Genomic DNA, 25,970 nt, shown 5'->3' with positions numbered 1-25,970 from the left:
GGTCCGCAGTGACGGTACGGGTCGGGATCAACGGGTTCGGTCGGATCGGCCGCAACTTCTACAGGGCGGCTGCCGCCAGCGGTGCGGACATCGAGATCGTGGCGGTCAACGACCTGACCACCCCCGAGACGCTGGCGCACCTGCTCAAGTACGACTCGATCCTGGGCAAGCTGCCCGAGGACGTCTCGGTCGTCGGCGACGGCATCAAGGTCGGCGGGGCCACCATCAAGGTGCTGGCCGAGCGCGACCCGGCCAACCTGCCCTGGGGCGACCTGGGCGTCGACGTGGTCGTCGAGTCCACCGGCTTCTTCACCAAGGCCGACGACGCGCGCAAGCACGTCGACGCCGGTGGCGCCAAGAAGGTCATCATCTCCGCGCCGGCCACCGGTGACGACCTGACGATCGTCATGGGCGTCAACCACGAGCAGTACGACGGCTCGCAGACGATCATCAGCAACGCGTCCTGCACCACCAACTGCCTGGCCCCGCTGGCCAAGGTCCTCAACGACGCCTTCGGCATCGAGCGTGGCCTGATGACCACGATCCACGCCTACACCGCCGACCAGAACCTGCAGGACGGCCCGCACAAGGACCTGCGCCGCGCCCGCGCCGCCGCGCTGAACATCGTCCCGACGTCCACCGGTGCGGCCAAGGCCATCGGCCTGGTCCTGCCCGAGCTCAAGGGCAAGCTCGACGGCTACGCGCTGCGCGTCCCGGTGCCGACCGGCTCGGCGACCGACCTCACCGTCACGCTGTCCCGCGAGGTCACCGTCGACGAGGTCAACGCCGCCTACAGGACCGCCGCCGACGGCCCGCTGGCGCCGTACCTGGTCTACACCGACGCCCCGATCGTCTCCTCCGACATCGTCACCGACCCGGCGTCGTGCATCTACGACTCCGGCCTGACCAAGGTGTTCGGCAACCAGGTCAAGGTCGTCGGCTGGTACGACAACGAGTGGGGCTACTCCAACCGCCTGGTCGACTCCGTCGCGCTGGTGGGCAGCAAGCTCTGATGAGGTCCGTCGACGAGCTCATCGCCGACGGGGTGTCGGGTCGGCGCGTGCTGCTGCGCGCCGACCTGAACGTCCCCCTGGACAAGGTCACCCGCGAGATCACCGACGACGGCCGGATCAGGGCCAGCCTGCCGACGATCGCCGCGCTGCGGGACGCCGGTGCCCGGGTCCTCGTCGCCGCCCACCTCGGGCGGCCCAAGGGCGAGCCGGACCCGCAGTTCTCCCTCGCCCCGGTGGCCGCCCGGCTCGCCGAGCTGCTCGGCAGCCCGGTGCCGCTCGCGGCCGACGTCGCCGGCCCGGACGCCACGGCCCGGGCCGCGGCGCTCGCCGACGGCGAGGTGCTGATGCTGGAGAACGTCCGCTTCGAGGCGGCCGAGACCAGCAAGGACGACGCCGTCCGCGGCGAGCTCGCCGACCGGCTCGCCGGCCTCGCCGACCTGTACGTGGACGACGCCTTCGGTGCCGTCCACCGCCGGCACGCCTCGGTCGCCGACGTCGCCGAGCGGCTCCCGCACGCGGCCGGCCGGCTGGTCGCCCGCGAGCTCGAGGTGCTCACCCGGCTCACCGAGGACCCGGAGCGCCCCTACGTGGTCGTGCTCGGCGGCTCCAAGGTCAGCGACAAGCTCGGCGTGATCGAGGCGCTGCTGCCCAAGGTCGACCGGCTGCTCGTCGGCGGCGGGATGTGCTTCACCTTCCTCGCCGCCCAGGGGCACGGCGTCGGGTCGTCGTTGCTCGAGGCCGACCAGGTCGACACGTGCCGGCGGCTGCTGGCACAGGCCGGCGACCGGATCGCGCTCCCGGTCGACGTCGTCTGCGCCGACCGGTTCGCCGCCGACGCGGCGGTCACCGTGACCCCGGCCGACGGCATCCCGGACGACCTGATGGGGCTGGACATCGGCCCGCTGACCGTGGACGTCTTCGCCGCCGAGCTCGCCGATGCCCACACGGTCTTCTGGAACGGGCCGATGGGCGTGTTCGAGCTGGCGCCCTTCCAGGCCGGCACCCGCGGGGTCGCCGAGGCCGTCGCCGAGGTCGAGGGCCTGTCCGTCGTGGGTGGTGGCGATTCCGCTGCCGCCGTGCGCCAGCTGGGTCTGGACGAGGACTCCTACGGTCACATCAGCACCGGCGGCGGCGCGTCGCTGGAGTACCTCGAGGGCCGTGAGCTCCCCGGGCTCTCGGTGCTGGCCGACTGATGGCGCGCACCAGGGAGACCCGGGCACCCCGCGAGGGACGCCGTCCGCTGATCGCCGGCAACTGGAAGATGCACCTCACGCACCTCGAGGCCATCGGACTGGTGCAGAAGCTGGCGTTCTCGCTGACCGAGGCCCAGCTCGACGCGGCCGAGGTCGTCGTCGTCCCGCCGTTCACCGCGCTGCGCAGCGTGCAGACGCTGGTGGCCGGCGACAAGCTGGAGATCGGCTACGGGGCGCAGGACCTGTCCGCGGCAGACTCCGGTGCCTACACCGGCGAGGTCAGCGGGGCGATGCTCGCCGCGCTGGCCTGCCGGTACGTGCTGGTCGGGCACTCCGAGCGGCGCACGCTGCACGGCGAGGACGACGCCGTGGTCGCGGCCAAGGTGCAAGCGGCGCTGCGGCACGGCCTGGTGCCGGTGCTGTGCGTGGGGGAGGGCCTCGACGTCCGCCGGAGCGGGGCCCACGTCCCGCACTGCACGTCGCAGCTGGACCGGGCGCTGGAGGGCCTCACCGTCGACCAGCTCGCCGGTCTGGTGGTCGCCTACGAGCCGGTCTGGGCGATCGGTACCGGTGAGGTCGCCACCCCCGATGATGCGCAGGAGGTCTGTGCGGCACTCCGGGCACGGCTCGCCGAGCGCTACGGGCCGGAACTCGCCGTAGCCGTCCGTATCCTCTACGGAGGGTCGGTCAAGGCCGGCAACACGGCCGGCATCCTCGCCGGACCGGACGTCGACGGCGCGCTCGTCGGCGGGGCCAGCCTGGACGCCGACGAGTTCGCACAGATCTGTCGTACCGCTGCCGGTGGGAGCTGACCGCCCCCGGCACTGACCGGGCGGAGCAGCACCCACGTTGAACCACAGCACCGATCGACGGCCGACCTGCCGCCGTCCCTCCTCGCGGGGGGCGGGGCGGTCGGCCGTCGTGCTGTCCGTCGTCGCCCTGCTGGCCCTGCTGGCCGGGTGCGGCAGCGGCAACACCGGCGCGGCCGGCGTGCCCACCCAAGGCGGCCAGGCCGACGACGGCGTCGACGGGGTCCGCGCGCCGTCCGACACCCCCGGCGGCACGCTCCGGCTGGTCACCGGGGAGATCGACAGCCTCGACCCGCAGCGCTCCTACTCGCCGGGGGTGTGGAACCTGATGCGGCTCTACGCCCGCACCCTGGTCACCTACTCCAGCGAGCCGGGCCGCACCGACGAGCTGGTGGCCGACCTGGCCACCGACCTCGGGCAGACGCCGGACGGCGGCCGGACCTGGACGTTCACCCTCAAGGAGGGCGTCCGGTTCGAGACCGGCCGGCCGATCACCTCCCGCGACGTCAAGTACGGCATCGAGCGGTCCTTCGCCTCCGAGGTCGTCGTCGGCGGTCCGACCTACGTCGTCGACCTGCTCGACGACCCCGCCGACCCCTACGCCGGCCCCTACCAGGACGAGTCCGCGGACAAGCTCGGCCTCGCCTCGATCGCCACCCCCGACGACCGGACGATCACCTTCACCCTGACGGCCGCGGCGCCGGACTTCCCGTTCGTCATGGCGCTGCTGTCCAGCAGCCCGGTGCCGATCGAGAACGACACCGCGGGGAACTACGGTGCCGACCCGATCAGCTCCGGGCCGTACCTGGTCACCTCGGTCGACCCGCAGACGGGCATCCAGCTGGACCGGAACCCGCAGTGGGACCCGGCCACCGACGAGGTCCGCACCGCCCTGCCCGACCAGGTGGTCGTGCGCACCGGGATGACCGCGCTCGCCCGGGACCAGGCGCTGCTGGCCGGCTCGGCCGACGCCGACCTGTCCGGCATGGGCGTGCACCAGGCGACCACCAGCCGGCTGGACGACCGGGCGCTCGCCGGCCGGATCGACGACGTGACCACCGGCGCGGTGCGGTTGCTGGCCCTGCCCAACTCGGTGGCGCCGATGGACAACGCGCACTGCCGGTCCGCGGTCGCCGCCGTCGTCGACCGGACAGGCGTGCAGGAGGCGCTCGGCGGGCCGGAGGACGCCGTCCGGACGTCGATGCTCTGGCCGCGGGCCCTCGCCGGCGAGGTCACCGACCCCGACCCCCGCCCGGACCTGGCGGCCGCCCGCGCGTCGCTGGCCGCCTGCGGCCTGCCGGACGGGTTCAGCACCGTGCTCGCCGTCCCGGACGCGCCCAACAGCGTCAAGGTCGCCACCTCGTTGGCCGCCGACCTGGCGGAGGTGGGCATCCAGGCCGAGGTGCGGCCGCTGGACCCGAGCACGTACTACGCCACGGACGTCGGTGACCCCGACGCGGTCGCCGCGGGCGGGTACGGCATCGTGCTGGCCACCTGGACCGCGGACTTCCCGACCTGGGCGTCGTTCCTGGTCCCGCTGGTCGACGGCCGCTCGATCGGCGCGGTGGGCAACACCAACTACGCGCGGCTCGACGACCCGACCGTGAACGGCCTGGTCGACGCAGCGCGCGCGGTGCCCGACCCGGTCGCCGCCGCGGACGCCTGGCGCCAGGTGGTCGCCGCGGTGCAGACGACGTCGGCGTACGTGCCGCTGGTGGAGAACCGGGTGCAGCTGCTCGCCGGGCAGCGGCTGCGCAACGGCGTGGTCATGCAGCCCTACGGCGGCTACGACGTCGCCACCGCAGGGGTGGGCTGAGCGGGTCGGCTGACCGGGGCGGGGGACCGCGTCGGTTAGGCTGGACCGTCGAGAGCCCCCGATCCACCGGGTGCGAGCCCACCCCGTGGTCAACGGGACAGGAGACTGACGATGATCGAGCTGGTCCTCAACGTGCTCCTGGTGCTCACCAGCGTGCTGCTGATCGTCCTGATCCTGCTGCACCGCGGCAAGGGCGGCGGTCTGTCGTCGATGTTCGGCGGCGCGGTGTCCTCGCAGCTGTCCGGCAGCTCCGTGGTGGAGAAGAACCTGAACCGGCTGACCGTCTTCGCCGGCCTCGTCTGGACCGTCTGCATCGTCGCCCTGGGCATCCTGATCAAGGTCTGACCAAGGACCCCCTCGCCCCCACCACTCGCGAGCTCGCGGCGGGACCCTGCGACGGGGCCGGGGGCCGTTCCAGCAAGTCACCAGCGTGCGATCGATCCCATCGACGCTCGGTAGCGGGTCGGTACGCACGGTGTCCGCATCGTGACCTGAGAGCGGCCCGGATGGCCCTAGACTGCCCGGGCGGTGATCAAGAGCACCGCGGTCGAGGCAGACGATCAGGGGGCCGCTCGTGGCTGGTGGGAATGCGATCCGGGGCAGTCGGGTCGGGGCAGGACCGATGGGCGAGGCAGAACGGGGCGAGGCCGCGCCCCGTCACCGGGTGGGCTTCTGGTGCGCGAACGGGCACGAGTCGCGGATCGCGTTCGCGACCGACATCGAGGTCCCCGAGACCTGGGACTGCCCGCGCTGCGGGCTCCCGGCGGGCACCGACCAGCAGAGCCCGCCGCCGGCTCCGCGCACCGAGCCCTACAAGACGCACCTGGCGTACGTGCGCGAGCGGCGCAGCGACGCCGACGGGGACGCACTGCTCGAAGAGGCGCTGACCCGCCTCCGCGCCCGCCGGGGCGCCTGAGGAAGGTGGAAGGACCCCCTTCCCCCCGCCACTCGCACGCTCGCGGCGGGACCCTGAAGGGGGCCTGACCCCACCCCTCGCGAGCTCGGGGCGGGACCCTGAGAGGGGGCCGTTCCAGCACCTCCCGATGACGCCGGCGCCCTTGGGGGCGCCGGCGTCATGCGCGCGGGAGCTTGCTCGCGGCGGCGGTGTCGAGCAGCCAGCGGGTGGCCCGGCGGCCGCGGGCGCCGGCGGCGGGGAGCTGCAGCCGGTCGGCGCCGGAGAGCGCCTCGGCCACCGCGTCGGCCTTGCCCTCCCCGCTGACCAGCAGCCAGACCTCCTCGGCGGCGGTGATCGCCGGGAAGCCCAGGCTCACCCGGGTCGGCGGCGGCTTGGGGCAGTCGCGCACGGCGACCACCGGGCGCTCGTCGGAGGCGGCCGGCGACTCCGGGAAGATCGACGCGACGTGGCCCTCGGGGCCCATGCCCAGCAGCAGCACGTCGATCCGGGGCAGGGCGCGCCCCTCGCCCGCCACCGCGGCCAGCTCCCCGGCGTACCAGGCGGCGGCCTCCTCCGGCTCGTCGAACCCGGCGTCCGAGGACGGCATCGGGTGGATCCGCTCCGGGTCGAGGCCGACCCGGCCGAGGAACGCCGCCCGGGCGCCGAGCTCGTTGCGGTCGGGGGAGTCGGCCGGCACGAAGCGCTCGTCGCCCCACCAGACGTCGACGGCGGTCCAGTCGACCACGGCGTGCTCGGGCTCCGCGGCGAGCGCGGCGACCCGCTCGAGCACCGCGGTCCCGATGCCGCCCCCGGTCAGCACCACCGACGCCGTCCCGTGGACGGCTTGGGCGGCCGCCAGCCGGGCGACCAGCGCGGAGGCGACCGCCCGGGCCAGCCGGTCGGCGTCGGGCTCGATGACGACGTCGGGGGTGGGCAGGCCCTCGGCGGCGAGCGCCGCCTCGACCGGCTCACCGGGCGGCTGCTGGCTCACGTCCGGGCCTTCTTCGCGGCGGGGGTGCGGCGGCCCGGGGCGGCCGGCTCGGCGTCCGGCGTGACCTCGTCGGTGTCGCCGGGCACGTCGGGCACGGTCGGTGCCGGAGCCGCGGCCCCGGAGGGCAGCACCGGGCCGTCGGCGTCGGCGCTGGTCGGCTCGACCGCCTGCTCGGGGCGCATCGGGTCGAACCAGACGTGGTCCCGGTCGGCCGACCGCGCGGCCAACCCGGTGGCACCGGTGACCGACTCCAGCGCCTCGCTGTACGGCTCGTCGGAGTCCAGCCGGCGCAGCTCCTCGCCGATCAGCTCGCCGAGCGACCGGTCGGGCAGCGCGACGACCGCCTCGGGGCGGAACGGCTGCTGGATGACCGCGCCGCCCTTGCGGTCGTCCTGGAGGCGCACCTCCTCGTCCTCGTCGAGCTGCAGCACCACGCCGGCGATGCCGGACGGGCCGGGCACCCGGGTGCTCGGCACCACCGGCACCGCGCAGCCGCAGCGGGAGGCGAGCCAGCCGGCGACCAGCCGGGCGGTCGCGTTGGCCGGGTCGCCCTCGACCTGGCCGCCGAGCACCCGCACCGGCTCACCACGGCGGCCGGCGACGGAGTCGATGGTCGAGGCGAGGGTGGCCCGCCAGGGGGTGCTGCGCGTCCAGGTGAGGTCGGTGTCGCCGGGGGCGTAGTCGTCGGCCCGGGTGCGCAGGGCCGCGATCGGGTCCGGCGACATCGAGGCGTCGGTGATCCGCCGGTCGGCGATGACGCCGAGGGCGTCCCGGGCGATCCGCTCCGGCGGCGCCTCGTGCCACCAGGTGACGACCGGGGCGTCCGCGGCCAGCAACGGCAGGACGACGGACTCCGCGTGCAGGCCGAGCCGGCCGTACATCCGCATCACCACGGCCTCGCCCGGGCCCAGCCGGCCGCCGATCTGCACCTCGGCGTCCAACCGGGGCACCGGCGCCTCGATCTGCCGGCGCACCACGATCAGCAGCCGGCACGGGTGCACCTCGGCGGCGGCGGTCGCGGCCTGCTCGGCCTCGGCGACCCGGCCCTCGTCGGCGACGACGACCAGGGTCAGCGCGACCCCGCTCATCACCGCACCGCCGGTGCGGCGCTGGGCCGCCAGTTCCTTGACCACCGCGGATCCGGTGGTGTCCCACAGCGTCGTCACGACAGGCTCCTGGAGTACGGGGTGGCGGGGTGGCGGGTCACGGTCGGCGCCACTGCCGGCCCTCGGCCTCGAGCATGGCGTCGGCGGCCCGCGGGCCCCACTCGCCGGCCCGGTAGGGCTGCGGCGGGATGGTCGCCCAGTGCTCCTCGAGCGGGTCGATGACCGCCCAGGACGCCTCGACCTCGGCGTTGCGCGGGAAGAGCGTCGCGTCGCCGAGCAGCACGTCGAGCAGCAGCCGCTCGTAGGCCTCGGGGCTGGCCTCGGTGAACTGCTCGCCGTAGAGGAAGTCCATTGCGACGTCCCGGACCTCCATCACGCTGCCGGGCACCTTGGAGCCGAACTTGAGCGTGACGCCCTCGTCGGGCTGCACCCGGATCACCAGCTGGTTGTGGCCCAGCTCCTCGGTGTCGGTCGGGGCGAAGGGCAGGTGCGGGGCGCGCTTGAAGACCAGCGCGATCTCGGTGACCCGGCGGGGGAGGCGCTTGCCGGTGCGCAGGTAGAACGGGACGCCGGCCCACCGGCGGGTCTCCACGCCCAGCCGGACGGCGGCGTAGGTCTCGGTGGTGGACTCCGGGCTCACGCCCTCCTCCTGGCGGTAGCCGGTGGCGCGCTGCCCGGCCAGCCAGCCCTGCTCGTACTGCCCGCGGATGGCGAACTGCGCCATGTCGGCGGGCACCGAGACCGCCCGCAGCACCTTGAGCTTCTCGGTGCGGATCTCCTCGGCGGAGAACTCGACCGGCTCCTCCATCGCGGTGAGCGCCAGCAGCTGCAGCAGGTGGTTCTGCAGCACGTCGCGGGCGGCGCCGGTCTTCTCGTAGAACCCGGCCCGGCCGCCGATGCCGACGTCCTCGGCCATGGTGATCTGCACCGAGTCGACGTGGTGGCCGTTCCAGATCGGCTCGAACAGCGTGTTGGCGAAGCGGAGGGCCAGCAGGTTCTGGACCGTCTCCTTGCCCAGGTAGTGGTCGATCCGGAAGACGTCGTCGGCGCTGAACACCGAGTCGACCAGCGCGTTCAGCTCGCGGCTGGAGGCCAGGTCGGTGCCGAAGGGCTTCTCCACGACCACCCGGCGCCAGCGGTCCGGGGTGCTCTCGGCCATCCCGGTGCGCTGCATCTGCTTGAGCACGGTCGGGAACATCGCCGGGGGGATCGACAGGTAGAACGCGGCGTTGCCGCCGATGCCGTGGCTGCCCTCGAGCTCGGCGAGGTTCTCGGCCAGCTCGTCGAAGGCGTTGTCGTCGTCGAAGGAGCCCTGGACGAAGCGGACGCTGTTGGCCAGCCGCTCCCAGACCTCCTCGCGCCACGGGGTGCGGGCGTGCTCGCGGGCGGCCGAGCGGGCCAGCTCGGAGAACTCCACGTCGCCCCAGTCGCGGCGGGCGAAGCCCAGCAGGGCGAAGTTGGTGGGCAGCAGGCCGCGGTTGGCCAGGTCGTACACGGCCGGGAGCAGCTTCTTGCGCGCCAGGTCGCCGGTGATGCCGAACACGACCAGGGCGCAGGGCTCCGGTACGCGGGGCAGTCGCCGGTCCCGCGGGTCCCGCAACGGGTTGGTGGCCATCGTCTCGTCCGTCCTCGGGGCTCTCGCTGGGCCACCCGTCGTCCGGCTCGGCGCTGGGCCGGACGACGGGTGGGTTGCTCAGTGGGTGGTGCTGTCCCGGGCGGACCCGGGGGAGGACGTCAGGCCTTGTCCTGCAGCTGCTCCTGCACCGAGCCGGTCAGCTCGTCCCAGGCGTCGCTGAACTTCTGGACGCCCTCCACCTCGAGCACGCGGAAGACGTCGTCCAGGTCGATGCCGGCGTCGGCGACGGACTGCATGACCTTCTCGGCGTCCGCGTACGACGACTGCACCGGGGTGCCCGCAGCACCGTGGTCGGCGTAGGCCTGCATCGTCTTCTCGGGCATGGTGTTGACCGTGCCGGGGGCGATGAGCTCGGACAGGTACATCGTGTCCGAGTAGTCGGGGTTCTTGACCCCGGTCGAGGCCCACAGCGGCCGCTGCGGCTGCGCGCCCTTGGCGGCCAGGGCCTTCCAGCGGTCGGAGGAGAAGACCTCCTCGTAGGCCTGGTAGGCCAGCTGGGCGTTGGCGATGCCGGCCTTGCCCTTGAGCGAGGCGTCGGCACCGGCGGCGTCCAGACGCTTGTCGATCTCGGTGTCCACCCGGGACACGAAGAACGAGGCGACCGAGGCGATTCCCTCGAACGACGCCTCCGGGTCGTCCGCGAGACGCTGCTCGAGGCCGGCGAGGTAGGCCTCCATGACCGCGCGGTAGCGCTCGAGGCTGAAGATCAGCGTGACGTTGACGCTGATGCCCGCGGCGATGGTGGAGGTGATCGCCGGCAGGCCCTCGACGGTGGCCGGGATCTTGATGAACAGGTTCGGCCGGTCGACCAGCCACCAGAGGTGGGCGGCCTCGGCGGCGGTGGCGTCCGTCTCGTGCGCGAGACCGGGCGCGACCTCCAGGGAGACCCGGCCGTCGCCCGGCTGGGCGGCAGCGACCGGCGCCAGCAGGTCGCAGGCGTCCCGGACGTCGGCGGCGGTGATGGTGCGCAGCGCCTCCTCGACGCTGACCTTCCGCACGGCCATCGCGTGCAGCTGGTCGTCGTAGCTCTTCGAGCCGCTGATGGCGGCCGCGAAGATGCTCGGGTTGGTGGTGACGCCGACGACGCTCTGCTCGTCGACCAGCTGCTGCAGGTTGCCGCTGCGGATGCGGTCGCGGGAGAGGTCGTCGAGCCAGACGGCGACCCCTGCCTTCGACAGCGCTGCGAGGTTCTCGTTCTGGGCCATGTCGTGCCCTCCTGTGAGGTGGGTGGCGGGCCCCGGTCCCGGGGCCCGCCGCGAGCTCGTGGTCGGTGTGGTCCTTCTTCAGCGATCGCCGGTCGGGCTGTCGAGCCCGCCGACCGAGACGCCGGGGCCGGTGGGGGGCACCGGAGCCGACCCCGCGGCCTCGATGCTCTCGCGGGCGGCGGCGACGACGGCCTCGGCGGTGAGGCCGAACTCCTCGTAGAGCTTGGCGAAGCTGGCGCTGGCGCCGTAGTGGTTCAGCCCGACCATCCGGCCGGCGTCGCCGACGAAGTCGCGCCAGCCCATCGGCACACCGGCCTCGACGCTGACCCGGGCCCGCACGGAGGCGGGCAGGACCTCGAGGCGGTACGCCTCGTCCTGCTCGGCGAACCACTCCCAGCAAGGCAGGGAGACCACGCGGGTCGCGATGCCCTCCGCCTCGAGCACCTCGCGGGCGGCCACGGCGATCTGCACCTCGGAGCCGGTGCCCATCAGGATGACCTCGGGGGTGCCGGACGACGCCTCGGCCAGCACGTAGCCGCCCTTGGCGGTGCCCTCGGCCGAGTTCATCACGTCGCGGTCGAAGGTCGGCAGGTTCTGCCGGGACAGTGCCAGACCGGCCGGGCGGTCGTTGTTCTCCAGGATCGTCCGCCACGCGACGGCCGTCTCGTTGGCGTCGGCCGGGCGGACGAAGTCCAGCCCGGGGATGGCGCGCAGTGCGGCGTAGTGCTCGATCGGCTGGTGGGTCGGGCCGTCCTCGCCCAGGCCGATGGAGTCGTGCGTCCACACGTAGGTGACCGGGATCTGCATCAGCGCCGCCAGCCGGACCGCGCCGCGCATGTAGTCGGAGAAGGTGAGGAACGTGCCGCCGTAGACGCGGGTGCCGCCGTGCAGCGCGATGCCGTTCATGATCGCGCCCATCGCGTGCTCGCGGACGCCGAAGTGCAGCGTGCGGCCGTAGGGGCCACCGGACCACATCTTCGTCTGCCGGTCGGCGGGCAGGAACGACGGTTCGCCCTTGACCGCGGTGTTGTTGCTCTCGGCCAGGTCGGCCGAGCCGCCCCACAGCTCGGGGAGCTCGGGGTAGATCGCGGCGAGCACCTCGCCGGAGGCCTTGCGGGTGGCCACGCCCTTGGCGTCGGCGGGCCAGCTGGGCAGCTTCTCCGCCCAACCCTCGGGCAGCGTGCGGGTCTTCATCCGGGCCAGCAGCGCGGCCCCCTCGGGGTTGCTCTGCTCCCAGGCGGTGAAGCCCTGCGACCACTCGGCGTGGGCCGCCTGGCCGCGCTCGACCACCTTGCGGGTGTGCCCGATGACCTCGTCGCTGACCTCGAAGGTCTGCTCGGGGTCGAAGCCGAGGACCTGCTTGGTGGCCGTGACCTCGTCGTCGCCGAGCGCCGATCCGTGCGCGGCGCCGGTGTTCTGCTTGTTCGGCGAGGGCCAGCCGATGATCGTGCGGAGCACGATGATCGAGGGACGGCCGGTCTCGGCCTTGGCCGCGGCGAAGGCGGCGTCCAGGGCGGCGAGGTCCTCACCGTCGTCCACGTGCTGCACGTGCCAGCCGTACGCCTCGTAGCGCTTGCCGACGTCCTCGGTGAAGGCGATCTCGGTGTTGTCCTCGATCGAGATCTTGTTGTCGTCGTAGACCAGCACGAGGTTGCCCAGCCGCTGGGTGCCGGCGATCGAGGACGCCTCGCCGCTGACGCCCTCCTCCAGGTCGCCGTCGGAGGCGAAGGCCCAGATGGTGTGGTCGAACAAGCTCTCGCCGTCCGCGGTGTCCGGGTCGAACAGACCGCGCTCGCGACGGGCGGCCATGGCCATCCCGACGGCGTTGCCCACGCCCTGGCCGAGCGGACCGGTGGTGGTCTCGACTCCGGGGGTGTGGTTGACCTCCGGGTGGCCCGGGGTGAGCGAGCCCCAGGTGCGCAGCGCCTTGAGGTCGTCGAGCTCCAGGCCGTAGCCGGCCAGGTAGAGCTGGACGTACAGGGTCAGGCTGGAGTGGCCCATCGACAGGACGAACCGGTCACGGCCGGTCCACTGCGGGTCGCTCGGGTCGTGCTTCAGCCACTTCTGGAAGAGCAGGTAGGCGGTCGGCGCCATGCTCATCGCGGTGCCCGGGTGGCCGTTGCCGACCTTCTGCACCGCGTCCATGGCGAGCACCCGGGCGGTGTCGATCGCGCGCCGGTCGAGCTCGGTGAACCCCTCGGGGAGGGTCGGGTTGGGCTGCTTCGGGTCGCCGGTCGGGCTGTCGCTGGCGGCCTCGGCCGGTGCTTCGGCTTCGGTGCTTCTGGTGCCGCTGTCGCTGGTCATGTGGCGCTCGGTGCTCCCTCGGGGGTCGGTCGGAGTCAGACCGCCCGGGGGCGCGTGGACCCACCCACCCCGGGCGGACGACGGTGCGCACCACGGCCGCACCTGATCGGGTGCGACCGAGAGTCGTACAGCGGTCGGTGCGCCGGCGTCCTCGACGACCGCCCTACCCGCTCCACGCGCAGAGTCAACGTGATCAAACCCTAGCGGTGCCCGGCAATTCCCGGACGACCGCCGGGCTAGAGTGGCGGGGCAACCCATCCCCCTGCGGAGAAGGACCTCGTGGTGCCCTCCTGCCCGCGCGACGCCGCGCTCCCGGGTACCCGGTGACGACGATCGCCGACCGCCGCGTCGACCGCGCCCGGACCCTCCGGTCCGCCCGCGCGACGGTGGGCGCCTACGTGTCGCTGACCAAGCCCAAGCTCGTCGAGCTGCTGCTGGTCACCACGCTGCCGGCGATGATGCTGGCGGCCGGGGGGTGGCCCGACACGGGGCTGGTGGTGGCCACCCTGGTCGGCGGGATGCTCGCCGCGGGCGCGGCCAACACGATCAACTGCTGGTACGACCGGGACATCGACCGGCTGATGTCCCGCACCCGCGACCGGCCGATCCCCAGCGGGGTGATCGCCCCGCGGAACGCGCTGTGGTTCGGCGTCCTGCTGGCGTGGGTCTCGCTGGTCCTGCTGGGGCTCTTCACCACCCCGCTGGCCACGGCGCTGGCGGCCGGGGCCGTGCTGGCCTACTCGGTCGTCTACACGATGGTGCTCAAGCGCCGGACGCACCACAACACCGTCTTCGGCGGGCTGCCCGGCGCGGCGCCGGTGCTCATCGGCTGGGCCGCGGTCACCGGGTCGCTGGACTGGCCGGCCGTCGTCTTCTTCGGCATCGTCTTCTGCTGGCAGATGCCGCACTTCTGGGCGCTGGCCAGCCGCTTCCGCTACGACTACTTCCGCGCCGGCGTGCCGATGCTGTCCGTGGTCGCCGGCCCGGTCAGCGTCGGCCGGCAGTCGGTCGCCTGGGCGTGGGCCACCCTGGCCGTCTCGCTGCTCATGGCGCCGGTGACGCCGCTGCTCGGCTGGACCACCGGCATCGCCACGCTGGTCCTCGGCGGCTGGTACGTCGTCGAGTCGCACGCCTGGCTGAACCGGATCCGGGCCGGCGTGCCCGACCGGCCGATGCGGCTGTTCTCGGTGTCGATCACCTACATGACCCTGGTGTCGATCGCCCTGGTCGTCGACGTCCTGGTCTGAGCGAGCTCGCCCGGCGTCCAGCGCCCGTCGACGGCTCCGGGATCAGGTCACCTGATCCTGCGTGCTCCTGACTCAGGGCAGGAGGTGAGCCAGGAGCACGTGCGGTGAGCCAGGACGGCGTGCGGTGAGCCAGGACGCCGGACCGCGGTGGGTTGCCGCCAGCGCCCGTCACCGTCCTCCGGGATCAGGTCACCTGATCCTGCGTGCTCCTGGCTCAGGGCAGAAGGTGAGCCAGGAGCACGTGCGGTGAGCCAGGACGGCGTGCGGTGAGCCAGGACGGCGTGCGGTGAGCCCGGACGGCGAGGGGGCGGGCACGGCGCCGGACGACGGGGCCGCCCGCGCGGCTCAGCGGGTGGCTGCGGTGCGGACGGGCGGCTCGGCGCCGACCGGCAGCTCGGACGACGGCCCGCGCACCGACCACAGCAGCCGGGCGGTGTAGGCGGTGATGAGCACCGCGCCCGCCATGTGCGCGAGCACCAGCAGCTCGGGCAGGTCGGTGAAGTACTGCACGTAGCCGATGACGCCCTGAAGCAGCTGCACGACGAGCAGGTCGCGGGCGGCGCGGCGGACCCGGCCGGGGGCGTCGGTCGCGGCGAGGGAGACCAGCAGCGCCACGGTCAGCCCGATCAGCAGGAACACCGCGTCGGCGTGCAGCTGGCTGACCAGCTCGGGATCGAAGCCGGTCCGGCCGGCCTCCGGGTCGCCGCTGTGCGGCCCGCTGCCGGTGACCACGGTGCCGAGCACCTGGACGGCGGCGACCGCGGCCGCGATGCCGAGGGCCAGCAGCCAGAACGGCCGGCGCACCAGCAGCTGGCCGACGCCGGGCTCGCGGGACCGCAGCCAGAGCACCGTGGCGATCGCGACCAGGACCATCGACAGCAGGAAGTGCGCGGCCACCGTCCACGGGTTGAGCCCGGTGAGCACGGTGACGCCGCCGAGCAGCGCCTGGGCCGGGATGCCGAGGAAGCTCAGCGCCGCCAGCACGCGCAGGTCCCGCCGTCCGGACCGGAAGACCGCCACCACGGTGGCCACGGCGACGACGACCAGCGCGAAGGTCAGCAGCCGGTTGCCGAACTCGATCAGCCCGTGCCCGGCCAGCTCGGCGGTCGGCCGGATGCTGCCGTCGGTGCACTCGGGCCAGGTGGGGCAGCCCAGACCGGAGCCGGTGAGCCGCACCGCGCCCCCGGTGACGACGATGACGCCGTTCGCGACGACGTTGGCCAGGGCGATGCGCGAGACGGTCGCGGGGTTCACCCGAGAGCGGAATCGAGCGGGAAGAACCGACACGCGCCCGATGCTACTTACCGCGGTGCCCCTCACCGCGCGACCCGATCAGCCGCCCGGTGACCCGCCCGACGCGCGCCGAGCCGGCCGAGATCTGTTGCCGCGCGGCACGAGCGCCGCGTCCGCCGCGGGCCGGTGAGCACCTCTCCGACGACACGAGAGGCGGCCATCCAGCGATGACCAGCGGATTCCCCGGCGGCTCCTTCGGGGGCAGCCCGTTCGACGACTTCTTCCAGGCCTTCCTCGGTGGGCCCGGCGCCCGCCGCGGCATGCAGCGGGTCGACATCACCCAGCTGCTCAGCGAGCACTCCCGCGAGGTGGTGGCCACGGCCGCCGCGCAGGCAGCGGAGTGGGGCGACCTGGACCTGGACGGTGAGCACCTGCTCTGGGCGCTCGCCGGCCACGAGCCCACCCGCACCCTGCTGGCCGGCGCCGGCGCCGACCCCGACCAGCTGCGCCACCAGCTGGAGTCCCAGCTGCGCCGCGGCGAGGCCACCGGCCGGCCGCCGACGCTCACCCCCGCGGCCAAGCGGGCGCTGCTCGACGCCCACCAGGTGTCCCGGGCCAGCGGCTCCACCTACATCGGCCCGGAGCACCTGCTCTTCGCCCTGTCGCTGAACCCGGACTCCGGGGCCGGCCGGGCGCTGGGTGGCGCGCGGGTCACGCCCGAGGCGCTGCAGCGGGCAGCGGCGGGCGGCCCGGCCGTGGCGCGCGGCGGCTCCGGCGGGAACGCCGAGCAGCCGCCGTCGAGCACGCCGACGCTCGACGAGTACGGCCGCGACCTCACCCAGCTGGCCCGCGACGGGAAGATCGACCCGGTCATCGGCCGGGCCGAGGAGATCGAGCAGACCATCGAGGTGCTGTCCCGCCGCACCAAGAACAACCCGGTGCTCATCGGTGAGGCCGGCGTCGGCAAGACCGCGATCGTCGAGGGCATCGCCGCGCAGATCGTCGACGGCGACGTGCCGGAGAGCCTGCGCGGGCGGCGGCTGGTCGAGCTGGACCTGACCGGCCTGGTCGCCGGCACCCGCTACCGCGGTGACTTCGAGGAGCGGCTCAAGAAGGTGATGGACGAGATCCGCGAGCACAGCGACGAGGTGATCGTCTTCGTCGACGAGCTGCACACCGTGGTCGCCGCCGGCGGCTCCGAGGGGTCGGCGGGTGCGGGCAACATCCTCAAGCCGGCGCTGGCCCGGGGTGAGCTGCACGTCGTGGGCGCGACGACGCTCGAGGAGTACCGGCGCAACATCGAGAAGGACCCGGCCCTGGAGCGCCGCTTCCAGCCGGTGCTGGTGTCCGAGCCGAGCACCCTGGACACCATCGAGATCCTGCGCGGGCTGCGGGACCGCTACGAGGCGCACCACCAGGTGCGGTTCACCGACGAGGCGCTGGTCGCCGCGGCGGAGCTGTCCGAGCGCTACATCAGCGACCGGCACCTGCCGGACAAGGCGATCGACCTGATCGACCAGGCCGGCGCGCGCACCCGGCTGCGGGTGAAGCGGCCGACCACCGACCTGCGGGCGCTGGAGCAGGAGGTGCAGCGGCTGCAGCGGGAGAAGGACCAGGCGGTCGCCGCCGAGCAGTACGAGCGCGCCTCGACGCTGCGCGACGAGGTCACCGCGGCCCAGGCCGAGCTGGAGACGGCGCGGTCCGGCGGGGCGGCCGGCGTCCCGGAGGTGGGGACGGCGGAGATCGCCGAGGTCGTCTCCCGGGCGACCGGCATCCCGGTGGCCCAGCTGACCGAGGAGGAGCGCGACCGGCTGCTGCGGCTGGAGGACGTGCTGCACGAGCGGGTCGTCGGCCAGGACGAGGCCGTCGAGGTCGTCGCCGAGGCGATCCGCCGGTCCCGGGCGGGCCTGGGCGACCCGGACCGGCCGATCGGCAGCTTCCTGTTCCTCGGCCCGACCGGCGTGGGCAAGACCGAGCTGGCCCGGGCGCTGGCGGAGGCGCTGTTCGGCGACTCCGACCGGATGGTCCGGCTGGACATGAGCGAGTTCCAGGAGCGGCACACGGTCAGCCGGCTGGTCGGCTCGCCTCCCGGCTACGTCGGGTACGAGGACGCCGGGCAGCTGACCGAGGCGGTGCGTCGCCGTCCGTACTCGGTGGTCCTGCTCGACGAGGTCGAGAAGGCGCACCCGGACGTGTTCAACACGCTGCTGCAGCTGCTGGACGACGGCCGGCTCACCGACAGCCAGGGCCGGACGGTCGACTTCAGCAACACCGTGGTGATCATGACCAGCAACCTGGGGTCGGAGGCGATCGTCAACGCCGGCCGGGGGCCGCTGGGCTTCACCGCCAACGGGTCCACCGGCGACGACCTGCGCGACCAGGTGATGCGGCGGCTGCGTGACTCGTTCCGCCCGGAGTTCCTCAACCGGATCGACGAGATCGTGGTCTTCCGGCAGCTGGCGGCCGAGCAGCTGGCCCGGATCACCGACCTGCTGCTGGACGAGACCCGGCGGCGGCTGACCGCGCAGGGCATCGGCATCGAGGTGACCCCGGCGGCCGTCGGCTGGCTGGCCGAGCGCGGCCACGAGCCGCAGTTCGGTGCCCGGCCGCTGCGCCGGGCGATCCAGCGCGAGGTCGACAACCGGCTGTCCCGGCTGGTCCTGGGCGGCGAGCTGCAGCCCGGGCAGCAGGTGACCGTCGACGTGGTGGACGGCGAGCTGGACCTCCGGGTCGCCGCCCGGCCGGACACCGTGGCAGAGGCGCAGACCCCCGCCGCGGTGTGACCTCGGTCCCGGGAGCCCGCAAGTAAGGACTGCCTTGCTTGCGGGCTCCCCGATTAAGCACACAATCGTGTTGTGGAAACCGCTGCGGCACGCGCCGCCCTCCCCCCGGCCGGGGTCCCGGCCGAGGACGGGCGCACCCGTGACCGGGTGGGCAGCCTGCTCCTCGAGCACGGCCCGCAGACCGCCACCGAGCTCGCCGCCCGGCTGGGCGTCTCGGCGGCCGCCGTCCGCCGGCACCTCGACGGCCTGGTGGCCGCCGGCCGGGTGGCCGAGCGCGAGGCCCCCGGCGCCCAGCGGGGGAGGGGCCGCCCCGCGCGGCACTTCACCCTCACCGACGCCGGCCGGTCCGCCTTCCCGCACGCCTACGACGACCTGGCGCTGACCGCGCTCCGCTTCGTCGCCGAGCACGGCGGGCCGGACGCCGTCCGCGCGGTGGCCGAGCAGCAGCTGGCCGGCCTGGCCGAGCGCTGCTCCACCGCGGTCCGCACCGCCGAGGCCGGCGCCGCGGACGGGGTGGCCGTCGACCGGGCCCAGGTGCTCGCCGCCGCGCTGACCGCCGAGGGCTACGCGGCCACCGCCTCCGCCATCTCCAGCGGCGGTCAGCTGTGCCAGCACCACTGCCCGGTCGCCCACGTCGCGGCCGAGTTCCCGCAGCTGTGCGAGGCTGAGACGGCGGTGATCAGCACGCTCGTCGGCACCCACGTGCAGCGGCTGGCGACCATCGCCCACGGCGACGGGATCTGCACCACGCACATCCCCGCCGTGCAGATCCCGGCCCAGCGCGCCGGGAACAAAGCCACCCCCGCACGCCCTGTACCTGCTGGTCGCGCCGTGGCGAACGACGCCCGCGCCAGCACGAGCACCGCCCCCTCGATCGACCGGGAGAGGACCCCCGCATGACCACCACACAGCCGGTGCCCAGCACGCCGATGACGCAGGACGAGACGATCGACTCGCTCGGCAACTACCAGTACGGCTGGTCGGACACCGACGTCGCCGGGGCCTCTGCCACCCGCGGCATCAACGAGGACGTCGTCCGCGACATCTCCCGCCGCAAGAACGAGCCCGAGTGGATGCTCGAGCGCCGGCTCAAGGCGCTCAAGATCTTCGGCAAGAAGCCCATGCCCGACTGGGGTTCGGACCTCTCCGGCATCGACTTCCAGAACATCAAGTACTTCGTGCGGTCCACCGAGGCGCAGGCCGCGTCGTGGGACGACCTGCCCGACGACATCAAGAACACCTACGACAAGCTGGGCATCCCGGAGGCCGAGAAGCAGCGCCTCGTCTCCGGTGTCGCCGCCCAGTACGAGTCCGAGGTCGTCTACCACAAGATCCGCGAGGACCTCGAGGAGCAGGGCGTCCTGTTCCTGGACACCGACACCGCCCTCCGCGAGCAGCCCGAGCTGTTCCGCGAGTACTTCGGCTCGGTCATCCCGGCCGGTGACAACAAGTTCGCCGCGCTGAACACCGCGGTGTGGTCCGGCGGCTCGTTCATCTACGTGCCCAAGGGCGTCCACGTGGAGATCCCGCTGCAGGCGTACTTCCGGATCAACACCGAGAACATGGGCCAGTTCGAGCGGACCCTGATGATCATCGACGAGGGCGCTTACGTGCATTACGTCGAGGGCTGCACCGCGCCGATCTACAAGACCGACTCGCTGCACTCCGCGGTCGTCGAGATCATCGTCAAGAAGAACGCGCGCTGCCGGTACACGACCATCCAGAACTGGTCGAACAACGTCTACAACCTGGTCACCAAGCGGGCCGTGGCCCACGAGGGCGCGACCATGGAGTGGGTCGACGGCAACATCGGCTCCAAGGTGACGATGAAGTACCCGGCCGTGTGGATGACCGGTGAGCACGCCAAGGGCGAGGTCATGTCCATCGCCTTCGCCGGCGAGGGCCAGCACCAGGACGCCGGCGCCAAGATGGTGCACGCCGCGCCGCACACCTCCTCGACGATCGTGTCGAAGTCCGTCGCCCGGGGCGGTGGCCGCACCTCCTACCGCGGTCTCGTCCAGATCGACGAGGGTGCGCACGGCTCGCGCTCCACGGTGAAGTGCGACGCCCTGCTGGTCGACACGATCAGCCGGTCGGACACTTACCCCTACGTCGACGTCCGCGAGGACGACGTGTCCATGGGCCACGAGGCGACCGTCTCCCGGGTCAGCGACGACCAGCTCTTCTACCTGATGAGCCGCGGTCTGTCCGAGGACGAGGCGATGGCGATGGTCGTGCGCGGCTTCGTCGAGCCGATCGCCCGGGAGCTGCCGATGGAGTACGCCCTCGAGCTGAACCGCCTGATCGAGCTGCAGATGGAAGGTGCCGTCGGCTGATGTCGGCAACAGACGACCAGACCACCCTCACCACGGACACCGCCGCCCTCGCCTCGGAGCTCTTCGCTCCGGGCGTGGGCGCGCAGGCCGGCCCGCCGACCACCCCGGCCCCCGGGACCGGCACAGCCGGCGACACGCCCCCCGGGGCGCACTCACATGGCGGCCCGGCCCCGACCGGCTCCCCGGCGGAGCGGTTCACCTCGACCGACCCGGACGCCTTCCCCCGGCCCACCGGCCGGGAGGAGGAGTGGCGCTTCACCCCGATGCGCCGCGTCCGCCAGCTGCTGGACGGCGCTCCGTCCGACGCTCACCTGCAGTGGGACACCGACCTCCCCGAGGGCGTCGAGCTGACCTCCGTCGAGGCCGACGACCCGCTGCTCAAGGGCCTGCCCGAGCCGGTCGACCGACTCGCCGCGCTGACCCGCCAGCGCAGCGGTGGCGCCGCGGTCGTCCGGATCGTCAAGGAGACCGTGCTCGACCGCCCGGTCCGCCTGGGGCTGTCCGGCACCGGCGGCGAGGACGTCGTCTGGGGCCAGCTGGTCGTCGAGGTCGGGCAGTTCGCCCAGGCCACCGTCGTGCTGGACCACAGCGGCCTGGCCCGCTACTCCGGCGGCGTCGCCTTCCTGCTCGGCGACGGCGCCCAGCTCACCGTCGTCTCGGTGCAGGACTGGGCCCCCGGCAGCGTGCACGGCGGCCAGTACGACGCCGTCGTCGGCCGGGACGCCAGCCTCAAGCAGGTCGTGGTCACCCTCGGCGGCGACCTGGTCCGGCTGGTCAGCAACGTGCAGTACGCCGGCCCCGGCGGCTCGGCGGACCTGTTCGGCGTCTACTTCGCCGACGAGACCCAGCACCAGGAGCACCGGCTCTGGGTCGACCACGGCACCCCGAACTGCCGCAGCAACGTCGTCTACAAGGGCGCGCTGCAGGGCGAGGACGCGCGCACGGTGTGGATCGGCGACGTCCGGATCCGCCCGGCAGCGACCGGCACCGACACCTACGAGCTCAACCGCAACCTGGTGCTCACCGACGGCGCCCGCGCCGACTCGGTGCCCAACCTGGAGATCGAGACCGGCGAGATCGTCGGCGCCGGCCACGCCAGCGCCACCGGCCGGTTCGACGACGAGCAGCTGTTCTACCTCTGCTCGCGCGGCATCGACGCCGAGACCGCGCGCCGCCTGGTCGTCCGCGGCTTCTTCGCCGACGTCGTCCAGCACATCGGGATCCCCGAGCTGCAGGACCGGCTGATGACGACGATCGAGGCCCGCCTCGGTGCGCTGCCGGAGCTCGAGGAGCAGCCCGTCGAGGTGCCGGCATGACGTTCGAGCGCGTCTGCAGCCTGTCCGAGGTGCCCGAGGACGGGTCGCTGCGGGTCGAGCTGCCCGACGTCGACGTCGCGGTCGTCAACTTCGACGGCACGATCTACGCGATCGAGGACGTCTGCTCGCACGCCGAGGTCGCGCTGACCGACGGCGAGGTCGAGGAGTTCGACGGCGCGCCCACCATCGAGTGCGCGCTGCACGGCTCCTGCTTCGACCTCCGCACCGGCGAGCCCACCAACCTCCCGGCCACCGAGCCGGTCCCCGTCTACCCGGTCCGGGTGGAGGGCGACGACGTCCTGGTCGACGTCGACGCCCCCCTCGCCGCGGCCACCTCCTGAGGAGCGACACCCTGTGACCAGCCCCAGCACCACCCCGACCGCCAGCGGCCTCGCCGCCGGCAGCGTCCTGGAGATCCGCGACCTGCACGTCACCGTCGGCGAGGGCGAGGACGTCAAGGAGATCCTCCGCGGCGTCACGCTGACCGTCCGCGGCGGCGAGACCCACGCGATCATGGGTCCCAACGGGTCGGGCAAGTCGACCCTGGCGTACTCGATCGCCGGGCACCCCAAGTACACGATCACCGGTGGCACGGTCACCCTCGACGGCGAGGACGTCCTCGCGATGACCGTCGACGAGCGCGCCCGGGCCGGCCTGTTCCTGGCCATGCAGTACCCGGTCGAGGTCCCCGGCGTCTCGGTGTCGAACTTCCTGCGCACCGCGGCCACCGCGGTCACCGGCGAGGCGCCGAAGCTGCGCACCTGGGTCAAGGACGTGCGCACCGAGATGGAGGCGCTCGAGATGGACTCCGCCTTCGCCGAGCGCAACGTCAACGAGGGCTTCTCCGGTGGCGAGAAGAAGCGCCACGAGATCCTGCAGATGCGGCTGCTCAAGCCGAAGATCGCGATCCTCGACGAGACCGACTCCGGCCTGGACGTCGACGCGCTGCGGATCGTCTCCGAGGGCGTCAACCGGGCCAAGGCCGACAGCCCCGTCGGCGTCCTGCTGATCACGCACTACACGCGGATCCTGCGCTACATCAAGCCGGACTACGTGCACGTCTTCGTGGCCGGCCGGGTCGTCGAGGAGGGCGGCTCCGAGCTCGCCGACAAGCTGGAGAGCGAGGGCTACGCGGCCTACGTGAAGGACTCCAAGGAGGAGGCCCTCGCGGAGCTGCCCGGGGGTGCGCACGCATGACCCAGACCGTCTCGCGTCCCGCCGGGGCGCAGAGGGCGCCCCTGCCGCTGGACGTCGAGGCGATCCGGGCTGACTTCCCGATCCTGACCCGCACCGTGCGCGACGGACGCCGGCTGGTCTACCTCGACTCCGGCGCTACCTCGCAGAAGCCGCGCAGCGTCCTGGACGCCGAGCGCTGGTTCTACGAGAACGTCAACGCCGCCCCGCACCGCGGTGCCCACCAGCTCGCCGAGGAGGCCACCGCCGCCTACGAGGCGGCCCGGGCCACCATCGCCGGCTTCATCGGGGCGGGGGTCGACGAGGTCGTCTTCACCCGCAACAGCACCGAGGCGATCAACCTGGTCGCCTACGCGCTGTCCAACGCGGCGACGGCCAAGGAGCCGGAGTTCCGCCGGTACGCCGTCGGCCAGGGCGACGAGATCGTGGTCACCGAGATGGAGCACCACGCCAACCTCATCCCCTGGCAGCAGCTGTGCGAGCGGACGGGTGCGACCCTGCGCTGGCTCGGGCTGACCGACGACGGCCGGCTGGACCTCTCCGACCTGGCCGAGGTGGTGAACGAACGCACCAAGCTGGTCGCCGTCACCCAGCAGTCGAACATCCTCGGCACGATCAACCCGCTCGGCGACATCGTCGCCCGGGCGCACGAGGTCGGTGCGCTGGTGCTCGTCGACGGCGCGCAGTCGGTGCCGCACCAGCCGGTCGACGTCGCCGCCATGGGCGCGGACTTCCTGGTGTTCTCCGGGCACAAGATGCTCGGGCCCACCGGGGTCGGGGTGCTGTGGGGCCGGTACGAGGTGCTCGACGCGCTGCCGCCGTTCCTCACCGGCGGCTCGATGATCGAGGTCGTCCGGATGGAGGGCAGCACCTTCGCCGCCCCGCCGCAGCGCTTCGAGGCCGGTGTGCCGATGACGGCCCAGGTGATCGGGCTGGCCGCGGCCGTGGAGTACCTGCAGGCGCTGGGCATGGACGCCGTCCTCGCCCACGAGGAGGTGCTCACCGGCTATGCGCTGGAGCAGCTGCAGGCGGTCCCCGGCGTCACCGTGATCGGCCCGCCGGACACGGTGGCCCGCGGTGGCGCGATCAGCTTCACCGTCGAGGGCATCCACCCGCACGACGTCGGCCAGGTCCTCGACGACCTCGGCATCGCCGTCCGGGTCGGGCACCACTGCGCCTGGCCGGTCGTCCGGCGCTACGGCGTCCCGGCGACCACCCGCGCCACCTTCTACGTGCACACCGGCTACGACGACGTCGACGCGCTCGTCGAGGGCGTGCGGGAAGCCCAGCGCTTCTTCGGTGTTGCACCTGGTGTGACCGAGGGCGGGGCGAGCTGATGCAACTGCAGTCGATGTACCAGGACATCATCCTGGACCACTACCGGAACCCCCACGGGCGTGGCCTCCGCGACCCCTTCGAGGCCGAGGTGCACCACGTCAACCCGACGTGCGGCGACGAGGTGACCCTGCGGGTCCACCTGGACGGCGACACGATCGCCGACGTCTCCTACGAGGGGATGGGCTGCTCGATCAGCCAGGCGTCGGTCTCGGCGATGTACGACCTGGTGGTCGGCCGGAGCGTCACCGACGCGCTCGGCACCGGCGAGCAGTTCATGCGGCTGATGCAGAGCAAGGGCGACGCCACCGTGGCCGAGGAGCTCGAGGACGACCTGGAGGACGCCGTCGCGTTCGCCGGGGTCTCCAAGTACCCGGCCCGGGTGAAGTGCGCACTGATGAGCTGGATGGCGCTGAAGGACGCGAGCGCCCGCGCCCTGTCCAACCCGGAAGGAACCCACTGACATGACCGAGCCCACCGCCCCCGAGGCCGGGATCTACGGCGGCAAGTCCGCGCTGCTCGAGGACCTCGAGGAGGCCATGCGCGACGTCGTCGACCCCGAGCTGGGGGTCAACGTCGTCGACCTGGGCCTGGTCTACGGCATGGACGTCGACACCGAGGCCAACGTGGCCATCATCGACATGACGCTCACCTCGGCGGCCTGCCCGCTGACCGACGTCATCGAGGACCAGGCCCGCCAGGCCCTCACCGGCGGCCCCGGCCCCGGCCTGGTCGGCGACATCCGGATCAACTGGGTCTGGATGCCGCCGTGGGGACCGGACAAGATCACCGACGACGGCCGCGAGCAGCTCCGCGCCCTCGGCTTCCGTGTGTGATGAGGCCTCGCTGCAGGGGCCCGCGCTGAGCTCGCAAAGCGAGGGGGGCAGCGAGGTCCTTTCGCTCGCCGGTCTGCTGGACCGGCTGGCCGCGGGAGAGTCCCCGCCGGCCGACGCGAGCGTCACGACCGTGCCGGCGCCGCTGCTGCTCGACGGGCAGCGGGCGCCGGCACTCGTCGTCGGGGGCAGCGCCTGGCACGTGGTCGCCGCCGACGTCGACCCGGCGTGGGTGGCCGCGCAGGTCGCCCACGACCCGATCGCCGCCCCGCTGGGCGCGCGGTTCCTCGCCGCGCTCGCCGACGAGGTGGGCGTCGAGCCCGGCGTGATCGACTCGGTGCTCGTCGCCCCGCCGGCGCCGGTGCACCCCGGGCTCAAGCTGGTCGAGGCCGAGCCGTTCGACCACCCCCGCGTGCAGCGGGCGCTGGCCCACCGCACCGGGGTCCGGGTCTGGACGACGCCCGACACCAGCGCCGTGCTCGCCCTGGGCCGCGGCGTGTGCGGTCGGTGGGAGGTCAGCTGCGAGGTGGAGCCGGCCGCCCGCGGCCGAGGCCTGGGCACCGCGCTGGCCGCCGCCGCGCCGTCCCTGGTGCCCGACGGCGCGCCGCTGTGGGCCCAGGTGGCCCCGGCCAACACCGCGTCGCTCCGGTCGTTCCTGGCCGCCGGCTACCGCCCGGTCTGCGCCGAGACACTCTTCGGCTCCGCCTGACCCACCCCCGAGAGCG

The 25,970-nt window shown here is 73.2% G+C and carries 23 protein-coding genes; 17 read left to right on the top strand and 6 right to left on the bottom strand.

The features are described 5' to 3' along the window. The first annotated feature begins 8 nt into the window (after positions 1-8). The 6 genes from gap to HL054_RS10175 all read left to right on the top strand — a co-directional run bounded on the left by gap (position 9) and on the right by HL054_RS10175 (position 5,747). Positions 9-1,013 (top strand): type I glyceraldehyde-3-phosphate dehydrogenase, encoded by a 1,005-nt coding sequence (gene gap / locus HL054_RS10200; RefSeq protein ID WP_369138854.1) that lies wholly within the window; start codon positions 9-11, stop codon positions 1,011-1,013. After that, complete coding sequence (locus HL054_RS10195; protein ID WP_369138853.1) at positions 1,013-2,206, top strand: phosphoglycerate kinase; 1,194 nt, start codon at positions 1,013-1,015, stop codon at positions 2,204-2,206. The genes gap and HL054_RS10195 overlap by 1 nt, the downstream gene beginning before the upstream one ends. Beyond that, a complete protein-coding gene (gene tpiA / locus HL054_RS10190) occupies positions 2,206-3,018 on the top strand; it encodes a triose-phosphate isomerase (protein WP_369138852.1) in 813 nt (270 codons plus the stop codon). Before HL054_RS10195 ends, tpiA begins: the two co-directional genes overlap by 1 nt. A 109-nt stretch (positions 3,019-3,127) precedes the next feature. Beyond that, entirely contained in the window at positions 3,128-4,831 is a 1,704-nt protein-coding gene (locus HL054_RS10185; RefSeq protein ID WP_369138851.1) for an ABC transporter substrate-binding protein, read from the top strand. A 111-nt stretch (positions 4,832-4,942) separates the two neighbouring features. Next, a complete protein-coding gene (gene secG, locus HL054_RS10180; protein WP_369138850.1) occupies positions 4,943-5,176 on the top strand; it encodes a preprotein translocase subunit SecG in 234 nt (77 codons plus the stop codon). A 229-nt stretch (positions 5,177-5,405) separates the two neighbouring features. Next, the gene (locus tag HL054_RS10175) at positions 5,406-5,747 is read left to right on the top strand and encodes an RNA polymerase-binding protein RbpA (protein ID WP_369138849.1); all 342 of its coding nucleotides are present in this window, start codon (positions 5,406-5,408) and stop codon (positions 5,745-5,747) included. A gap of 157 nt (positions 5,748-5,904) precedes the next feature. Here HL054_RS10175 and pgl read toward each other — a convergent pair whose 3' ends face one another. The 5 genes from pgl to tkt form a co-directional block, all read right to left on the bottom strand. After that, positions 5,905-6,717 (bottom strand): 6-phosphogluconolactonase, encoded by an 813-nt coding sequence (gene pgl / locus HL054_RS10170; protein WP_369138848.1) that lies wholly within the window; start codon positions 6,715-6,717, stop codon positions 5,905-5,907. Then, positions 6,714-7,883: a glucose-6-phosphate dehydrogenase assembly protein OpcA gene (locus HL054_RS10165; RefSeq protein ID WP_369138847.1), complete on the bottom strand. Its 1,170-nt coding sequence runs from the start codon at positions 7,881-7,883 to the stop codon at positions 6,714-6,716. The genes pgl and HL054_RS10165 overlap by 4 nt, the downstream gene beginning before the upstream one ends. 37 nt (positions 7,884-7,920) lie before the next feature. After that, positions 7,921-9,438 (bottom strand): glucose-6-phosphate dehydrogenase, encoded by a 1,518-nt coding sequence (gene zwf / locus HL054_RS10160; protein ID WP_369138845.1) that lies wholly within the window; start codon positions 9,436-9,438, stop codon positions 7,921-7,923. Positions 9,439-9,557: 119 nt separating this feature from the next. After that, positions 9,558-10,664, bottom strand: coding sequence for a transaldolase (gene tal / locus HL054_RS10155; RefSeq protein ID WP_369138844.1), 1,107 nt, complete (start codon positions 10,662-10,664; stop codon positions 9,558-9,560). Between the two features lie 78 nt (positions 10,665-10,742). Further along, entirely contained in the window at positions 10,743-12,968 is a 2,226-nt protein-coding gene (tkt, locus tag HL054_RS10150) for a transketolase (protein WP_369138843.1), read from the bottom strand. A 323-nt stretch (positions 12,969-13,291) separates the two neighbouring features. On the opposite strand from tkt, the gene HL054_RS10145 reads away from it, so the two are divergent. After that, on the top strand, positions 13,292-14,215 hold the full coding sequence (locus HL054_RS10145; RefSeq protein WP_369138842.1) for a heme o synthase: 924 nt from the start codon (positions 13,292-13,294) through the stop codon (positions 14,213-14,215). Between the two features lie 345 nt (positions 14,216-14,560). Here the strand turns inward: HL054_RS10145 and HL054_RS10140 are convergent, their stop codons facing one another. Continuing rightward, positions 14,561-15,469, bottom strand: coding sequence for a COX15/CtaA family protein (locus tag HL054_RS10140; protein ID WP_369138841.1), 909 nt, complete (start codon positions 15,467-15,469; stop codon positions 14,561-14,563). Between the two features lie 206 nt (positions 15,470-15,675). On the opposite strand from HL054_RS10140, the gene HL054_RS10135 reads away from it, so the two are divergent. The 10 genes from HL054_RS10135 to HL054_RS10090 all read left to right on the top strand — a co-directional run bounded on the left by HL054_RS10135 (position 15,676) and on the right by HL054_RS10090 (position 25,954). Beyond that, positions 15,676-18,231: an ATP-dependent Clp protease ATP-binding subunit gene (locus HL054_RS10135; protein WP_369138840.1), complete on the top strand. Its 2,556-nt coding sequence runs from the start codon at positions 15,676-15,678 to the stop codon at positions 18,229-18,231. Positions 18,232-18,303: 72 nt separating this feature from the next. Then, the gene (locus HL054_RS10130; RefSeq protein WP_369138839.1) at positions 18,304-19,131 is read left to right on the top strand and encodes a helix-turn-helix transcriptional regulator; all 828 of its coding nucleotides are present in this window, start codon (positions 18,304-18,306) and stop codon (positions 19,129-19,131) included. Further along, on the top strand, positions 19,128-20,567 hold the full coding sequence (sufB, locus tag HL054_RS10125) for a Fe-S cluster assembly protein SufB (protein WP_369138838.1): 1,440 nt from the start codon (positions 19,128-19,130) through the stop codon (positions 20,565-20,567). The genes HL054_RS10130 and sufB overlap by 4 nt, the downstream gene beginning before the upstream one ends. Further along, on the top strand, positions 20,567-21,883 hold the full coding sequence (gene sufD / locus HL054_RS10120; protein ID WP_369138836.1) for a Fe-S cluster assembly protein SufD: 1,317 nt from the start codon (positions 20,567-20,569) through the stop codon (positions 21,881-21,883). Before sufB ends, sufD begins: the two co-directional genes overlap by 1 nt. Next, positions 21,880-22,224: a non-heme iron oxygenase ferredoxin subunit gene (locus HL054_RS10115; RefSeq protein WP_369138834.1), complete on the top strand. Its 345-nt coding sequence runs from the start codon at positions 21,880-21,882 to the stop codon at positions 22,222-22,224. The genes sufD and HL054_RS10115 overlap by 4 nt, the downstream gene beginning before the upstream one ends. Before the next feature lie 13 nt (positions 22,225-22,237). Beyond that, the gene (sufC, locus tag HL054_RS10110; RefSeq protein ID WP_369138833.1) at positions 22,238-23,080 is read left to right on the top strand and encodes a Fe-S cluster assembly ATPase SufC; all 843 of its coding nucleotides are present in this window, start codon (positions 22,238-22,240) and stop codon (positions 23,078-23,080) included. Next, positions 23,077-24,414: a cysteine desulfurase gene (locus HL054_RS10105; RefSeq protein WP_369138832.1), complete on the top strand. Its 1,338-nt coding sequence runs from the start codon at positions 23,077-23,079 to the stop codon at positions 24,412-24,414. The genes sufC and HL054_RS10105 overlap by 4 nt, the downstream gene beginning before the upstream one ends. Further along, on the top strand, positions 24,414-24,875 hold the full coding sequence (gene sufU, locus HL054_RS10100) for a Fe-S cluster assembly sulfur transfer protein SufU (protein ID WP_369138830.1): 462 nt from the start codon (positions 24,414-24,416) through the stop codon (positions 24,873-24,875). Before HL054_RS10105 ends, sufU begins: the two co-directional genes overlap by 1 nt. Position 24,876: 1 nt before the next feature. After that, positions 24,877-25,248 carry a metal-sulfur cluster assembly factor gene (locus tag HL054_RS10095; RefSeq protein WP_369138829.1) on the top strand — a complete coding sequence of 124 codons (372 nt, stop codon included), beginning with the start codon at positions 24,877-24,879 and terminating at the stop codon, positions 25,246-25,248. 130 nt (positions 25,249-25,378) lie between these two features. Beyond that, a complete protein-coding gene (locus HL054_RS10090; RefSeq protein ID WP_369138827.1) occupies positions 25,379-25,954 on the top strand; it encodes a hypothetical protein in 576 nt (191 codons plus the stop codon). The last annotated feature ends 16 nt before the right edge of the window (positions 25,955-25,970 follow it).

It is taken from the genome of Modestobacter versicolor, from assembly GCF_041028285.1.
Lineage (GTDB): Bacteria > Actinomycetota > Actinomycetes > Mycobacteriales > Geodermatophilaceae > Modestobacter > Modestobacter versicolor_A.
The sequence above is the reverse complement of the archived record's forward strand: the minus strand, read 5'-3'. Positions and strand labels throughout refer to the sequence as shown.

Excerpts from the sequence above, each read along its gene's own strand:
- sufB (WP_369138838.1), top strand. The coding sequence starts at position 19,128 with ATGACCACCACACAGCCGGTGCCCAGCACGCCGATGACGCAGGACGAG.
- HL054_RS10105 (WP_369138832.1), top strand. The coding sequence starts at position 23,077 with ATGACCCAGACCGTCTCGCGTCCCGCCGGGGCGCAGAGGGCGCCCCTG.
- tkt (WP_369138843.1), bottom strand. The coding sequence starts at position 12,968 with ATGACCAGCGACAGCGGCACCAGAAGCACCGAAGCCGAAGCACCGGCC.
- HL054_RS10095 (WP_369138829.1), top strand. The coding sequence starts at position 24,877 with ATGACCGAGCCCACCGCCCCCGAGGCCGGGATCTACGGCGGCAAGTCC.
- secG (WP_369138850.1), top strand. The coding sequence starts at position 4,943 with ATGATCGAGCTGGTCCTCAACGTGCTCCTGGTGCTCACCAGCGTGCTG.
- HL054_RS10135 (WP_369138840.1), top strand. The coding sequence starts at position 15,676 with ATGACCAGCGGATTCCCCGGCGGCTCCTTCGGGGGCAGCCCGTTCGAC.
- sufU (WP_369138830.1), top strand. The coding sequence starts at position 24,414 with ATGCAACTGCAGTCGATGTACCAGGACATCATCCTGGACCACTACCGG.
- HL054_RS10195 (WP_369138853.1), top strand. The coding sequence starts at position 1,013 with ATGAGGTCCGTCGACGAGCTCATCGCCGACGGGGTGTCGGGTCGGCGC.
- zwf (WP_369138845.1), bottom strand. The coding sequence starts at position 9,438 with ATGGCCACCAACCCGTTGCGGGACCCGCGGGACCGGCGACTGCCCCGC.
- HL054_RS10115 (WP_369138834.1), top strand. The coding sequence starts at position 21,880 with ATGACGTTCGAGCGCGTCTGCAGCCTGTCCGAGGTGCCCGAGGACGGG.
- tal (WP_369138844.1), bottom strand. The coding sequence starts at position 10,664 with ATGGCCCAGAACGAGAACCTCGCAGCGCTGTCGAAGGCAGGGGTCGCC.
- sufD (WP_369138836.1), top strand. The coding sequence starts at position 20,567 with ATGTCGGCAACAGACGACCAGACCACCCTCACCACGGACACCGCCGCC.
- tpiA (WP_369138852.1), top strand. The coding sequence starts at position 2,206 with ATGGCGCGCACCAGGGAGACCCGGGCACCCCGCGAGGGACGCCGTCCG.